The 14,309-nt window shown below is 28.8% G+C and carries 13 protein-coding genes; 12 read left to right on the forward strand and 1 reads right to left on the reverse strand.

Annotated elements, in window-relative coordinates:
• Nucleotides 1-113: 113 nt before the first annotated feature.
• The 4 genes from WAO56_RS00745 (at nucleotide 114) to mprF (ending at nucleotide 5,739) form a co-directional block, all read left to right on the forward strand.
• On the forward strand, nucleotides 114-827 hold the full coding sequence (locus tag WAO56_RS00745; RefSeq protein ID WP_422146185.1) for an ABC transporter ATP-binding protein: 714 nt from the start codon (nucleotides 114-116) through the stop codon (nucleotides 825-827).
• Nucleotides 817-2,388, forward strand: coding sequence for a hypothetical protein (locus WAO56_RS00750; RefSeq protein ID WP_422144977.1), 1,572 nt, complete (start codon nucleotides 817-819; stop codon nucleotides 2,386-2,388). The genes WAO56_RS00745 and WAO56_RS00750 overlap by 11 nt, the downstream gene beginning before the upstream one ends.
• Before the next feature lie 124 nt (nucleotides 2,389-2,512).
• Nucleotides 2,513-3,031, forward strand: a complete 519-nt coding sequence (locus WAO56_RS00755; protein ID WP_422144976.1) for a cysteine hydrolase family protein — start codon at nucleotides 2,513-2,515, stop codon at nucleotides 3,029-3,031.
• Nucleotides 3,032-3,174: 143 nt separating this feature from the next.
• Nucleotides 3,175-5,739: a bifunctional lysylphosphatidylglycerol flippase/synthetase MprF gene (gene mprF, locus WAO56_RS00760; protein ID WP_422144975.1), complete on the forward strand. Its 2,565-nt coding sequence runs from the start codon at nucleotides 3,175-3,177 to the stop codon at nucleotides 5,737-5,739.
• 75 nt (nucleotides 5,740-5,814) lie between these two features.
• Here the strand turns inward: mprF and WAO56_RS00765 are convergent, their stop codons facing one another.
• Nucleotides 5,815-6,852 (reverse strand): DUF3048 domain-containing protein, encoded by a 1,038-nt coding sequence (locus WAO56_RS00765; RefSeq protein WP_422144974.1) that lies wholly within the window; start codon nucleotides 6,850-6,852, stop codon nucleotides 5,815-5,817.
• 168 nt (nucleotides 6,853-7,020) lie between these two features.
• Here WAO56_RS00765 and WAO56_RS00770 point away from each other — a divergent pair, with 168 nt between their 5' ends.
• From WAO56_RS00770 to trpA, 8 genes are all read left to right on the forward strand, one after another.
• Nucleotides 7,021-7,872 (forward strand): aldo/keto reductase, encoded by an 852-nt coding sequence (locus tag WAO56_RS00770; protein WP_422144973.1) that lies wholly within the window; start codon nucleotides 7,021-7,023, stop codon nucleotides 7,870-7,872.
• A 61-nt stretch (nucleotides 7,873-7,933) separates the two neighbouring features.
• Nucleotides 7,934-8,743, forward strand: a complete 810-nt coding sequence (locus tag WAO56_RS00775) for an SDR family oxidoreductase (protein ID WP_422144972.1) — start codon at nucleotides 7,934-7,936, stop codon at nucleotides 8,741-8,743.
• An 84-nt stretch (nucleotides 8,744-8,827) separates the two neighbouring features.
• A complete protein-coding gene (locus WAO56_RS00780; protein WP_422144971.1) occupies nucleotides 8,828-9,379 on the forward strand; it encodes a hypothetical protein in 552 nt (183 codons plus the stop codon).
• Nucleotides 9,380-9,982: 603 nt separating this feature from the next.
• Complete coding sequence (trpD, locus tag WAO56_RS00785; RefSeq protein WP_422144970.1) at nucleotides 9,983-11,017, forward strand: anthranilate phosphoribosyltransferase; 1,035 nt, start codon at nucleotides 9,983-9,985, stop codon at nucleotides 11,015-11,017.
• The gene (gene trpC / locus WAO56_RS00790; RefSeq protein ID WP_422144969.1) at nucleotides 10,995-11,771 is read left to right on the forward strand and encodes an indole-3-glycerol phosphate synthase TrpC; all 777 of its coding nucleotides are present in this window, start codon (nucleotides 10,995-10,997) and stop codon (nucleotides 11,769-11,771) included. The genes trpD and trpC overlap by 23 nt, the downstream gene beginning before the upstream one ends.
• Nucleotides 11,768-12,358 carry a phosphoribosylanthranilate isomerase gene (locus tag WAO56_RS00795; protein WP_422144968.1) on the forward strand — a complete coding sequence of 197 codons (591 nt, stop codon included), beginning with the start codon at nucleotides 11,768-11,770 and terminating at the stop codon, nucleotides 12,356-12,358. Before trpC ends, WAO56_RS00795 begins: the two co-directional genes overlap by 4 nt.
• On the forward strand, nucleotides 12,351-13,535 hold the full coding sequence (gene trpB, locus WAO56_RS00800; RefSeq protein WP_422144967.1) for a tryptophan synthase subunit beta: 1,185 nt from the start codon (nucleotides 12,351-12,353) through the stop codon (nucleotides 13,533-13,535). Before WAO56_RS00795 ends, trpB begins: the two co-directional genes overlap by 8 nt.
• Nucleotides 13,528-14,298 (forward strand): tryptophan synthase subunit alpha, encoded by a 771-nt coding sequence (trpA, locus tag WAO56_RS00805; RefSeq protein WP_422144966.1) that lies wholly within the window; start codon nucleotides 13,528-13,530, stop codon nucleotides 14,296-14,298. The genes trpB and trpA overlap by 8 nt, the downstream gene beginning before the upstream one ends.
• Nucleotides 14,299-14,309 lie beyond the last annotated feature (11 nt).

Consider the following 14,309-nt stretch of genomic DNA (forward strand, 5'->3'; position numbering starts at 1 on the left):
GTATCGCAAAAGTAGATTAGTAGCAAAATTGTATACAAATAGTCCATATCTATTAAAATGTATTTATAATATAATTTTAATAGAAAATAAAAACGGGAGTTATTATGAAAAATATTTTAGAAATAAAGAATTTGACTAAATCCTATGAAAAGGGAAAAGAAATAATAAAAGCTTTAAATATGAAAATAAATGCAGGAGAAATTGTTGGGTTTATTGGTCATAATGGGGCAGGGAAAACAACTACAATAAAATGTATTGTTGGCATTCATGATTTTGATAGTGGAGATATTTTTATTGACGGTAGGTCCTTTATAGAAAATCCTATTGCCTGTAAAAAAGTAATTGCTTATGTTCCAGATAATCCAGATATTTATGAAAATTTAACAGGACTGGAATATTTAAATATGGTAGCTGATATTTTTAATATTTCAAGAGAAGATAGGGAAAAAAGTATAAGGGAATACAGTGAAAAATTTGAAATGATAAATGCTTTACAGGACAATATTTCAACTTATTCCAGGGGAATGAAACAAAAGATTGTCTTAATTTCTGCCTTTATACATAAGCCTAAACTCTTGATTCTCGATGAGCCATTTGTAGGTTTAGACCCAAATGCTTCTTTTGAATTGAAAAATATTATGAAGGAAATATGTAACAAAGGTGGAGCAGTATTGTTTTCAACTCATGTGTTAGAAGTGGCAGAAAATTTATGTACTAATATTTTAATTATAAAAAATGGGGAAATAATAGCTGAAGGTGAAACAAAGTCCATAATTGGCAATAGGACATTAGAGGAAATATATCTGGAGAACTATTATGTTAAGTAATATTGGTATTTTAGTAAAATATACTCTTAAATCTCAATTTAGTATAAAAAATATTAAACAATATATTAAAAATAATAAGGGAATGTTTTTTACCTTTGTAATTTTAACTATATTTTTATTTTCATATATTTTTGGACAGGCATTTTTACTAATAGAGTTAGGTTTAGGGGATTATATTCCGGTATTAATTTTTTTGTTAATATTTATTATTTCATTTATAGCTACATTTTCAAAGGCTAGAGACCAAATTTATAGCTTTAGAAATAGGGATATTTTTATGACCTTTCCACTTAAAATCTCTTGGTTAGTACAAAGTAGATTTATAATAATATATTTTTATAATTTATTAATTAATCTTTTAATAACAATACCCTTTGCAGTTGTGTATTTGATATTTGTAAAAGTTTCTATATTGGCAATTGTTAGTTGGATATTATTGACTCTATTTATTCCAGTAGTTTCCATAAGTTTAGGATTAATACTAAGTTCTGTATTTAGTAAATTATTATCGGAATTTAGAAACAACAATTATTTATACAATGGCTTGACCTTGTTATTAGTAGTAGTTATTCTTGTTTTTTCTACTTATTTGCCATTAAAATATATGGATGTAGAATTTTCAATATCCGGTGTTACTTTGTTTATGAGGGAATTTTTAAATTCAATTATCTACTATATTTTTCCCTTAAAATGGATTTTTAAGATTTTTAGAAATAATAATATCCTTTACTTGTTTATAATAATATCCTTATCAATAATAATTTATTTAATTACAATACTTTATATTGACTCTATATTTGTAAAAGTTAATATTAACAAGGGAAGGAAAAAAACTAATAGCGGACATATAGATACAAAGGTATTTTCTCAAAAATCAATTTTAAAAGCCTTATATTTTAAAGAGTTAAAAACCTATTTTAATTCAAGAGTATACGCCTTAAATACAATTATAGGTCCAATTATGTTAATAATAATTTCTGTAGCAATATTGTTATTTGGCTTTGAAAGTATAGAGTCTTTAATAGGAAATACTCAGTTAAATAATATTGGAAATATGTATCCCTATATTGCCTGTATGATAATTTCCTTGTCATGTACAACAGCTGTTTCATTATCCTTTGAAGGAAAAAAAATTTGGTTTATTAAAAGTAGTCCAATAGCTAATAGGAGCCTATACAATAGTAAAATTCTATTGAATCTAACTATTATAAGTCCAGCAGTTCTTATATATACATTATCGGTAATAAAAAGTGGCTTTAAAATAGAGCAAAAACTAATAGCCATATTTCTAGTATTAAGTTTTACGATTTTCATAGCCGTACTTGGCTTAAAAATCAATTTGAAGTTTTTGAACTTTAATTGGGAAAGTGAAGTAAAGTTAGTAAAGCAGAGTGTTAATACATTTATTGTAATTTTACTTGGAATAGTAGGACCAATGTTAATTATAGCTTTCAATATGATTTTTGAAAATTTTGCCCTGTATATTAATATAGTTGTTTTATTTTTACTACTAGTATCTTCTTTTGGATTATATAAAAATATTTTAAAATATTCTTTTTAAGACTAGAAATTTCTAGTCTTTTTTATTTAAACAGCTATTTGATATAATTGTTATAGGCATATAGAATAAGGAAAATATTTAATGGTTATAGAAATAATTAGTATTAAGATACAAGGAGGAAAAGATGAATAATATATTAATAGTAGTAGACATGCAAAATGATTTTATAGATGGATCATTAGGAACGAAAGAAGCTAAGGCAATTGTACCAAAAGTAATAGAAAAAATTAAAAATTTTAAAGGAAAAGTATTTTTTACTAGAGATACCCATGATGAAGATTATCTTAATACTTTAGAAGGTAAGAATTTACCAATTGAACACTGTATAAAGGGAACTTTTGGCTGGGAAATTCAAAAGGATATTAATAAATTAAGAGAAACTGAGCCTATTGACAAAGAAACTTTTGGCTCAAAGGATTTAGCCCTATTATTATATGAGGAAAATAAAAAGGAAAAAATAGATTCAATTACAATCGTAGGGTTGTGTACAGATATATGTGTAATATCCAATGCTCTAACAATAAAATCATTTTTACCGGAAACTAATATTCTTGTAGATTCTTCCTGTTGTGCAGGTGTTACTGTAGAAAGCCATAATAATGCACTAAAAGCACTAGGACCATGTCAAATAGAAGTAATATAAAATATAACAATATTTAACATTATTTAGTGAATTAAATATTAAGAAATTATTAAAACATTATTAAGATTGTTTTACCTAATGTAAAAACAATCTACTATATGGTAATATATTTAATATGATTGTTATATTTAGGAGTTATGTATATGAATAAATTAAAGGAATTTTACGGGAAACACAAGAAAATAATAAAGGGGATTTTAATAACCTTAATTATTTTATTAACTACATATGTTATTGTTAAAGAAGTAAAGGGATTAGATGGTAGAGAATTATTAAAAATGGCAAAAACCATGACAACATGGCAAAAATTTATGTTTGTTGCTTTAGGTTTGTTATGTTTTAGTTTTGCAGCAATTTACGATTTTATTTTAGCTGCCTATTATAAAATGAAAATGCCAAAACTTGAAGTTTTTAGGATAGGTTGGATATCTCAATCCTTTAATAACTTTATTGGTTTTGGTGGTGTAGCAGGACTAACAATTAGAGAGTTTTCCTATAATAGATTTGATGTTGACAGAAAAGTAGTAAATAGAATTATGTTTATAGTTTTGTTTTCAGATATTATAGGACTATTTTCTTTAGCCTTACCTTCTAGTATAGGACTGATAAAAATAGGTAAACCGGCATTAATTCCAATAATGGTCTTAATGTTTTTAGTAGTTTTATTATTTATTTTTAGTGATAAACTACCAATTAAAAAGTTTGTAACAGATGAGGATTCTGTATTTGCAAAGGGACAATTAAAACTAAGGGTTTTATTAACCTTACAATCTACCTTTGAATGGTTTTTAGCAGCCTTGTTTTTTGCTTTTACAATAAAATTCTACCAGCCTGAAATTTCCTTAATGGAAAGTTGTATTGTCTATGTATTAGCGACAATTGTAGGAATTATAAGTATGATTCCAGGTGGTTTAGGTTCTTTTGAAGTTGCATCTATGGTTTTATTTAAAATGATGGGTTATGGAGAGCCAAACATAGTATTTAGTTTATTAATTTGTAGAATTTGTTATACAATTATTCCTTGGCTTGTTGGATTAATATTATTAATGATTTCACCTAAAGATGAAACAGGCGAACAAGTTTTTGAAAAGGCTAATTTTATGGCCATATTACTATCCTTTTCTGTATTAATGGCAGGTATAATAATTATTATATCCATGGCAATGCCTAGATTATTTGTTAGATTTAGAGTTATGGGAAAATTGTTCCCGGATTATATGATAATGTTTAACAGACGATTTACCTTGGTTATTGGTATACTGCTGGTAGTTTTATCAAGTGGTATAAAAAACATGGTAAAAGTAGCCCATAATTTGTCGGTGATGTTATTAACAATAGCAGCAATAATTTACCTGTATAAAGGAAGAAGCTATATTGAGGCTGTAATTTGTATAGTACTTGCCTTGGCTTTAATATTAAATCGTAGGTATTTCCAGGCTTCAACAGGAAAGTTAAATGCTAATCATTTAATTAAGAACTCGGCATTTGTATTACTAATATTTACAGCTTATATTATATTTTTCAATATAACCCATAAAGTTGATTTTTTACATGGAACTGGTAAATATTCTTTGGATTTTATAAAAAACTATCCAATATATGTTTTATTCAGTCCCTTAGTAGCAATACTTGTACTTTCCGTAATGGCGGGAATTAATAGAAAGCATGTAGAGTTTTATAAAAATACTGAAGTTGGTATGGAGAAGTTTGAAAAGTTCTATGAAAAATATCCTTATACTGCCTACACTCATTTATTTTACATGGATGATAAAAATTATTTTCTAAATGAAAAAGAAACTGTTATGTTTTTATATAGACCATATAAGGACAATATACTTGTTTTAGGTGACCCAGCAGGAGATCCTGAAGATTTTGAAGATGCTATTGATGAACTTATTCAGTGGGCCTTTGGAAATAAGATGAAAGTATGTTTTTATCAAATTACTGGAAAGTATTTAGAAGACTATATGAGTATAGGGTTTAGGTTTTTGAAAATTGGTGAAAGTGCAACAGTAGATGTACAGAATTTTAATCTAGCAGGAAAAAGAAATAAAATTTTAAGAAAAACCATTAATAGTATGGAACCTAAGGGGTTAACTTTTAAAGTTATACAGCCTCCATATGATAATAAGACTATGGAAGAATTAAAAGCAGTTTCTGATGAATGGCTAGGAAAAAGAGATGAAATGCATTTCTCCCTAGGGGCTTTTGAAGAGAGTTATATTAATAGGGCGCCGGTTTTTATTATTGAAAATGCAGAGGGAGAAATTGAAGCCTTTGCAAATATGATGCCAGTTAAAGGAAGAAATACACTTTCCATAGATTTAATGCGACATAAAAACAATTCTCCAGATGGAATAATGGATATGCTATTTATAACTATTATAGAGTGGGCAAAGGAAAATGGATACGAATATTTTGACCTAGGTATTGCACCTTTATCAAATGTTGGAACTAAGGCCTATTCAAGTACAAAGGAGAAATTAGTAAATTTAGCATACGAATATGGAAATAAAATATACGGATTTAAGGGTTTGAGAAAATATAAAAATAAATTCAATCCTGAGTGGAGTAGTGTATTTATAGCTTATAAGGATGACATAAGCCTACCAGAAACCTTATTGGCATTGGTGAATGTTTGTTATGGTAAGGATACAATAAGGGACTTAGATTATTTTGAAGAATTAAAAGCCAGAACAATAGATTAAAACAATAAAGTTAAAGCATCTGAAAGTTAGAACAAAAGTAACTTTTAGATGCTTTTTTTAATAATATTTTTATTTTTAATTTGTTGCAATATTTGTACTTGGTTCAACTACTTCTACCCAAGTTTGACCAGGATTTAAAAATATTTCCTCCCCGTCTGTATTTGTGAAAATTGTTCTGTCCGTTGCTGTTTCTTTTGACCAGTTAATATCTATTACTTTTCCTTCTGTAATTAATTTACCTGTTCCTTTACCTATATGGGATATTTCTAAAGTACCAGCTGGTCCATTTACTTTACTACTAGCAAATTCAATAATAATATTTTTAGTATAAACATTTTCTTCATCAGCTTCATCTACTATTTGAGTATCATTTCTAAAAATCTCATAGGATTTTTTTGACTCATCATATTTAAAATCCACTATATAATTTGGGTTAAAGGGAACATGAACTTCACTAGCAGTTTTTCCACCATTCATTTGCTTTGAAACTTCTTTTCCATCTAAATCAAATTTAAAACCTTCAAATTCTCTATTGGTTTTATAAGCTTTTTGTGAAATGGCATCTTCTAGTAATTCCATAGATGTATAGGCATTATGTGGTGAAACCTTATTTACCTCTCTATTTCTGTAAAAGGTAGTTCCTTCTAATTCCATACCATTTAAATTATCTATATTTAATGTAGCTATGGTCTTTATTCCTAAATCACTTCCACCAAAGTGGGCGAAAATACCATTAAATTCTGCAATAGTCTGTACAAAATAAGGTCTAGCAGATCTTACAGGTCCTATTAATTCTGCATCACTATTTTGAAAAATCGCTAAATATCTTGTAAAGTCCCCCTCTACTTTAAATTCATATACAATACTTGCTTTATTAAAACCTGATTGAGGCATTGCTTCTGGATGATTATCTAGCATGACACCAATAACTGGATTGTATTTATCATTTTCAGAAATTTCACTACCATCAACTAAAGAATAGGGTTTTGTTTCTTTAACTGTAGTAGGTTTTGTGCTACTGGAAGTAGCGGTTTCATTATTGTTATTTCCATTACAGCCAATTAAAGTAAAAGCCATAAGGGAAAATAGTATAAGTAATTTTAATTTTTTCATTTATACCTCCCTTTCTATAAATGATTATAACATAAGATATACCGGTAATTACTCATTAATTTGTTTTGGACAAAAAACTATGTTAGGATTATGGATAAATATAAATATTTTGTAAGATTTGTAAAAATATAGTAAATAGAAGAGGTGAAATTTTATTTTAGGAGAAAAATGGATAAATTATTATTAAAAAATGGAAATTACATACCAAAACTAGGACAAGGAACTTGGAGACTTGGAGAAGACTCAAGAAAAAGGAAAGTTGAAGTTGAGGCTTTACAATTTGGAATTAACAAAGGATTAAATTTAATTGATACAGCGGAAATGTATGGTGAAGGGGGAGCGGAGCTAATTGTTGGTGAAGCAATAAAGGACTTTAATAGAAAAGATTTATTTCTTGTATCTAAAGTTTATCCACATAATGCTTCAAGAAGAAAAATATTTTCATCAGTAGAAAATTCTTTAAAAAGAATGGGGACTGATTATTTGGATTTATATCTTCTACACTGGAGGGGAACAGTTCCATTAAAGGAAACTGTAGACTGTTTTGAAGAAATGGTAAAACAGGGAATAATTAAACAATGGGGTGTATCTAATTTTGACACTGAAGATATGGAAGAATTGTTCTCAATTGAAAAGGGAAGTAATTGTGTTATAAACCAAGTACTATACCATTTAGGTTCAAGAGGAACAGAATATGATTTACAAAGTTGGTTAATGAAAAACAATACTGTTATGATGGCCTATTGTCCCCTAGCTCAGGGAGGATTTTTAAGGGAAGAATTAGTAAATAATAAGTCAGTTATGGAAATAGCTAAAAATCATAATATAAGTGTTTATCAACTATTACTAAGTTTTGTATTAAATAGAAAAAACATTGTTACTATACCAAAAGCCATAAAAAAAGAACATATACAAGATAATATAGCCTCCTTAAAAATTATTTTAAAGGAAGATGAACTAGAAAGATTAAACAGGGAATTTCCTGCCCCTAACTTTAAAACTTGGTTAGATGTAGTATAATATAATATGTATAAATAAATAATGATTTTGTTTTTTTGATTATTTTAAAGGAGGAATTTTAATGAAAGTTCATATTGTAACAGGTGGCGGAAGTGGAATAGGACTTGAATGTGCAAAAAAACTTCCAGAAGGTATAGTAGTAATCACAGGTAGAAATGAAGTTAAATTACAAAAAGCAGTAAAGGTATTAGGTAATTTAAATGTAAATGCTAAATATTTTATAGCAGACGTTTCTAAAAGGGATTCAGTAAAAGAATTGTTGGAATATGCAAATTCTTTAGGAGAAATTGGTTCAGTAGTAAATTCAGCAGGAGTTAGTGGGGACGGAGCAGATGTAAGAAAAACTCTTGAAATAGATTTAATGGGACCAGAAATATTAATAGATGAGTTATATAATTATGTAAATAAAGATACGGTACTTATTTTAATTAGCTCTATGATGGGGTCTGTTATACCAGATAATCCAGAATATGATGAGTTGTTAAAGGAGCCATCAAAGGATAATAATTTAGATAAGCTTGAAAAATTAATGGAAGGTAATTCTTCAAATGCTTATAATTTTTCTAAAAAAGGTGTTAGATTACTAGTTAAAAAGAATGCAGAAAAATATGGAGAAAAAGGGGCAAGAATAGTTTCAGTATCTCCAGGAATTATTTTAACTCCAATGGCTGAAGAAGCTGCAAAAGAACATCCTGAGCAAATGGATTTCTTAAAATCTGTAACACCAATAGGAAGAGCAGGAAAATCAGAGGATATAGCCAATATAGTTGAATTTTTAGCTAGTGATAAGGCATCCTTTATTACCGGTACAGACTTTACAGTAGATGGTGGATTAACTTTAAATTTACACAAATTAGCAGCAATAAAATAAAATAGTTCTTAAAAACCTATATATTTATTTTAAAATAGATATACAGGTTTTTTTCTATATAATACAATTTGAAAGGATAAGATTATGAAAAAGTTTAAATTAATATTATTATTTTTAATGGCAATTTTTGTATTAGCAAGTTGTTCATCAAAAGATTCTGAAGAAAAGTTAATTAAGAATTTTATCGAACTTAACTATAGCAGTTTTGAAGAAGATTCGAAAAATATTTTAAATTCAGAAGTTGCTGAATTGGGAATAAAGGACTCTTCTACAGAGACAGAAAGTAGTGCAGAAAATTCAAATAAAGTAGAAAAATATAAAAAGTTTTTCACAGAGGACCTTTATGAAGAAATAGTTTCAAAAGGGGTATTATTTACCTATATTGAAAATATAGATAAATACAAGGTGGATCTAGAAAATATTGATATTAAATTTTTAGAAGAAGGGAATTTAGGAAAAAAATATAGGGTAAATTACACTGGAGTTGTTGTAGAAAATAAAGAAGTTATTCATACAGAAGATGTAGAAGCAGAATTTACAGTGTCTGAAGAAAATGGTGATTTTAAAATAGCGAATTTACACAAGTATAAATCCCCATGGATGATTATATTTTATGACAAGGTTCCAAAAGAGTAAAAGATTTAAAAAAATATTTGACAAAGGAAAAATAATATAGTATTATCATATTTAATTTCATATAACTTTAAACCGTTGAAGTGGAGATAAGAATAATTGTTAGCCCTTAAAGAGAGCTGGGATGGTGAGAAACAGCAGTAAGCAGATTATTAAATGGACCACTGAGGGCATAGTGAAAAGCTTAGGCTTAGTATTCTATGACGTAAGGCATACGTAAGTTGCCAGGGGTATGATGGTACCCTGCTAGAGAAAGCGTTGCGCTTAAAACAAGGTGGCACCGTGGTGAATTTTTGTATTTACCGCCCTTGACATATATTGTCGAGGGCGGTTTTTTTATGGTTTATTATTCAAGCTTTGAAAAATATTGGAAAGATTAAAGTAAAAATTCTATAGGATTATTTATTAAGATAAATTTGTAGTAGGGAGTTTGAATATAAAAATAACCCAGTATTCAATTTCCTGAATAGAAATTTTTCTAATAGTAGTATAGGTTCAGGAAATTGAATTCCCCTTATATTAGAAATTAATTCAGGAAAATAAATATATAAAAATTAGTTTAATAAAGAAAGAGGTATGAAAAAATTTAAATAAGAGAGGTAAATAATGATAGAAGAAGCGATACAGATAATATCCAACAGAAAAGATTTAAGTTATAAAATGACTAAGGAAGTTATGGATGAAATTATGACAGGAAAGGCATCGGAGGTGCAAATTTCCTCGTATATTACAGGTTTGGCAATAAAGGGGGAAACTGTAGAAGAAATTACAGGCTCGGCAGCAGGTATGAGAAAGCATTGTGTCAAACTTTTAAATGATAAACCTGTTTTGGAAATAGTAGGAACAGGAGGAGATAGGGCTAATACTTTTAATATTTCTACAACATCATCTATTGTTATTTCGGCAGCAGGTATTCCGGTAGCTAAACATGGTAATAGAGCTTCTTCATCTAAATGTGGTGCAGCAGATGTTGTCGAAGCCCTAGGAGCTAATTTAAATATTTCACCGGAGCATAGTAAGAATATTTTAGATAAAATAGGATTTTGTTTTCTATTTGCACAAAATTATCATATAGCAATGAAGTTTGTAGCACCGGTTAGAAAAGAATTAGCTATTAGAAGTATTTTTAATATTATTGGACCTTTGGCAAATCCTGCAGGAGCATCAATGCAAGTTCTAGGAGTTTATGATGAGAGCTTAGTAAAACCAATGGCAAAGGTATTATCAAATTTAGGTGTTGAAAAAGGAATAGTTGTATATGGTCAAGATGGATTAGACGAATTGTCCTTAAGTTCACCGACAACTATATGTAAGATAAATCATGGAAAATTTGAAGAAAAAGTTATTACACCTGAATCTGTAGGGTTGATTAGGTGTAAAAAAGAAGATTTAATTGGTGGAACTCCAAAGGAAAATGCAAAAATAACAATGGATATTTTAGAAGGAAAAAAGGGACCAAAAAGAGATGCAGTAATTTTAAATTCCGCAGCGGGAATTCATGTAGCTAAACCGGAGTTATCACTACTAGACTCTATAGATTTAGCATCAAGAATAATAGATTCGGGAAAGGCCTATAAACAACTTGAAGATTTTATAAATCTTACGAAAGAGATGAAATATGATATTAGACAATATAGTTAAAAAAACAAAAGAAAGAGTGGACTTGCTTAAAAAAGAAAAGCCTTTAGAAAGTCTAAAAGAAGAATCAAAAGGTTGTAATAAAAAGAAAAATTTTTATGAGGCTTTAAAAAAAGACGAAATGGCTTTTATTATGGAAGTAAAAAGGGCTTCCCCATCAAAGGGAGTTATTGCAGAAGATTTTAATTATTTAGAAATAGCTAAGGAGTATGAAAAAATTGGAGCTAGTGCTGTATCTGTTTTAACAGAACCATATTTTTTTAAAGGTAAAAATGAATATTTACAGGAAATCTCTGAAAGTATTAATCTACCAATTTTAAGAAAGGACTTTATTGTTGATAAATATCAAATATATGAATCAAAGTTAATAGGAGCAGATGGAATTTTACTAATTTGTGCTATTTTAGAAGAAAAACAGCTAATGGAGTATTTGGATTTAGCAAGAAAATTAAAACTAGATGTATTAGTTGAAACTCATAATGAAAAGGAAATTCAAATGGCTTTAAAGGCAAAGGCTAGAATTATAGGGGTTAATAATAGAAATTTAGAGGATTTCACCGTAGATATAAACAATAGTGTTAGATTAAGGAAATTAGTACCTAAAGACCTTATATATATTTCTGAAAGTGGAATAGAAACAAGGAAGGATATTCAGAAATTAGAGGAAAATAATATAGATGCCGTATTAATAGGGGAGTTTTTTATGAAGGCAAAAAATAAAAACAAGGTTTTTAATACTATTAGAGGCATAAAATGACAAAGGTGAAGATTTGTGGAATAAGAAGTTTAAATGATGTTGAAATAGTAAATGAATTAAAACCCGATTATATAGGATTTGTATTTGCAAAAAGCAAAAGACAAATTACTCCACTTTTAGCAAAGGAATTAAAATCATTTTTAAACAAGGATATAAAGGTTGTTGGCGTATTTGTAAATGAGAAAATAGAAACTATTGAAAATATATGTAAGCAAAAGCTTATAGATATAATTCAGCTACATGGAGAAGAAGATAAGATATATATAAATCAACTTAAGAAAAAATGTGAAAATAAAATAATAAAGGCAATAAATCTTAACTCAGAAAATGTTTATATGGATTATGATGTAGATTATTTATTATTTGATAATGGAAAAGGTGGCACAGGGGAAAAATTTAATTGGGAATTAATACCAAGAGTTAATAAACCATTTTTTCTAGCAGGAGGATTAACACCATTTAATGTTGTTAATGGAGTAAATACAGTTAAACCCTATGGAGTGGACGCAAGTACCGGAGTGGAATTAAGAGGAAGTAAAAACAGATATAAAATTAAAGAATTTATAAGGAGAGTAAGAAATGAATAAGGGACGTTATGGTCAACATGGTGGCCAATATATGCCGGAAGTTGTAATGGAAGAAATGAAGAATATTGAAAAAACTTTTTATGAATGTATAGAGGATGAAAGTTTTATAAAAGAATACAATGATTTATTAAATAATTATGTTAATAGACCATCTTTACTATATTATGCAGAAAATATTTCAAGGGACTTAGGAGGGGCAAAAGTATATTTAAAAAGGGAGGATTTAAATCATACAGGTGCTCATAAAATAAATAATGTAATTGGACAAGCTCTTATAGCAAAACGATTAGGTAAAACCAGATTAATTGCTGAAACAGGAGCAGGTCAACATGGAGTAGCTACAGCAACAATTGCAGCCCTTTTTGGAATGGAATGTGAGATTTTCATGGGAAAGGAAGATACAGACCGTCAAGCCCTAAATGTCTATAGGATGGAACTATTAGGTGCAAAGGTAAATGCTGTTACAGAAGGTACAAAAACTTTAAAAGATGCTGTAAATGCAACAATTAGGGAATTAGCTGGTAGATTTGATGATACTTTTTATGTACTTGGCTCAGCAGTTGGTCCCCATCCTTATCCGGCTATGGTGAAATATTTCCAATCTGTAATTAGCAAAGAAGCAAAGAAACAAATATTAGAAATAGAAGGAAAACTTCCTAAAGCTGTTTTAGCTTGTGTAGGAGGAGGAAGTAATGCAATAGGAATGTTTGCAGACTTTATTGAAGAAAAAGATGTCCGCTTAATAGGCTGTGAAGCTGCAGGACTAGGTATAAAAACAGGAAAACATGCAGCAACAATAACTACAGGAGAGGTTGGAATATTTCATGGTATGAAGTCGTATTTTGTTCAAGACGACCAAGGACAAATAGCACCGGTTTATTCAATATCTGCAGGTCTGGATTATCCCGGAATAGGTCCGGAGCACTCCTATTTACATGATAGCAAAAGAGCTGAATATGTTCCTGTAACTGATGAAGAGTCAGTTCAGGCTTTTGAATATCTAGCTAAAACAGAAGGAATTATTTGTGCAGTAGAGTCTTCTTTTGCATTATCTAAAGCTTTAGAAGTGGCAAAAGAATATACGCCGGAAGACAGTATTATAGTTTGTCTATCAGGTAGAGGCGATAAAGACGTAGCTGCTATTGCAAGATACAGAGGGGAGAATATAAATGAATAGAATAGAAGAAGCTTTAAAAAATACGAAATCTTTCATAGGATATATTACAGCAGGTCATCCAACATTGGAAATATCCGAGAAGGTTATATATAAAATGGTTGAAGCCGGAACTGATTTAATAGAAATAGGAATTCCTTTTTCAGATCCAAATGCTGAAGGGGAAGTAATTCATAATGCAAATATAAAGGCTTTAAAAAACGGTATGAAAATAGAAAAGGCCTTTGACTTAGTAGAAACTGTAAGAAAAAAAACAAGCACTCCTATTGTCTTTTTAACCTATTGTAATCCTGTATTTAAATATGGATATGATGATTTTTTCAAAAAGTGTAAAGAAGTTGGTGCTGATGGAATAATTGTACCTGATCTACCCTATGAAGAAAGAGATGAAATGAAAGTTTTTGCAGATAAATATGGAATTATAATAATTACTTTAATTTCTCCGGCTTCTAAAAATAGAGTTGAAATGCTAGCAAAGGATGCTAAAGGATTTGTATACTTAGTTTCTTCAATGGGTGTAACTGGAGTTAGAAAGAATTTTTCAGATGGACTTGAAGGATTGGTAAATTTAGTAAAAGAATATACTAACACTCCTGTAGCAATAGGATTTGGTATAGGAAATAAAAATCAAGCTAAGAATATGGCAGAAATTTCAGATGGAATAATTATAGGTTCAGCTATTGTTAACATAATAGAAGAAAGTGGAGATGAAGCTCCGGAAAAAGTTTATGATTTTATAAAAGAAATAAAAAATACTATGGTTTAGAGAGCTTATAC

It is taken from the genome of Miniphocaeibacter sp., assembly GCF_049276255.1.
Taxonomy (GTDB): Bacteria; Bacillota; Clostridia; order Tissierellales; family Peptoniphilaceae; genus Miniphocaeibacter.

Bases quoted from the DNA above. Each gene is read 5' to 3' on its own strand.
- WAO56_RS00750 (WP_422144977.1), top strand. From the start codon at position 817: ATGTTAAGTAATATTGGTATTTTAGTAAAATATACTCTTAAATCTCAA.
- WAO56_RS00755 (WP_422144976.1), top strand. From the start codon at position 2,513: ATGAATAATATATTAATAGTAGTAGACATGCAAAATGATTTTATAGAT.
- mprF (WP_422144975.1), top strand. From the start codon at position 3,175: ATGAATAAATTAAAGGAATTTTACGGGAAACACAAGAAAATAATAAAG.
- WAO56_RS00765 (WP_422144974.1), bottom strand. From the start codon at position 6,852: ATGAAAAAATTAAAATTACTTATACTATTTTCCCTTATGGCTTTTACT.
- WAO56_RS00770 (WP_422144973.1), top strand. From the start codon at position 7,021: ATGGATAAATTATTATTAAAAAATGGAAATTACATACCAAAACTAGGA.
- WAO56_RS00775 (WP_422144972.1), top strand. From the start codon at position 7,934: ATGAAAGTTCATATTGTAACAGGTGGCGGAAGTGGAATAGGACTTGAA.
- WAO56_RS00780 (WP_422144971.1), top strand. From the start codon at position 8,828: ATGAAAAAGTTTAAATTAATATTATTATTTTTAATGGCAATTTTTGTA.
- trpD (WP_422144970.1), top strand. From the start codon at position 9,983: ATGATAGAAGAAGCGATACAGATAATATCCAACAGAAAAGATTTAAGT.
- trpC (WP_422144969.1), top strand. From the start codon at position 10,995: ATGATATTAGACAATATAGTTAAAAAAACAAAAGAAAGAGTGGACTTG.
- WAO56_RS00795 (WP_422144968.1), top strand. From the start codon at position 11,768: ATGACAAAGGTGAAGATTTGTGGAATAAGAAGTTTAAATGATGTTGAA.
- trpB (WP_422144967.1), top strand. From the start codon at position 12,351: ATGAATAAGGGACGTTATGGTCAACATGGTGGCCAATATATGCCGGAA.
- trpA (WP_422144966.1), top strand. From the start codon at position 13,528: ATGAATAGAATAGAAGAAGCTTTAAAAAATACGAAATCTTTCATAGGA.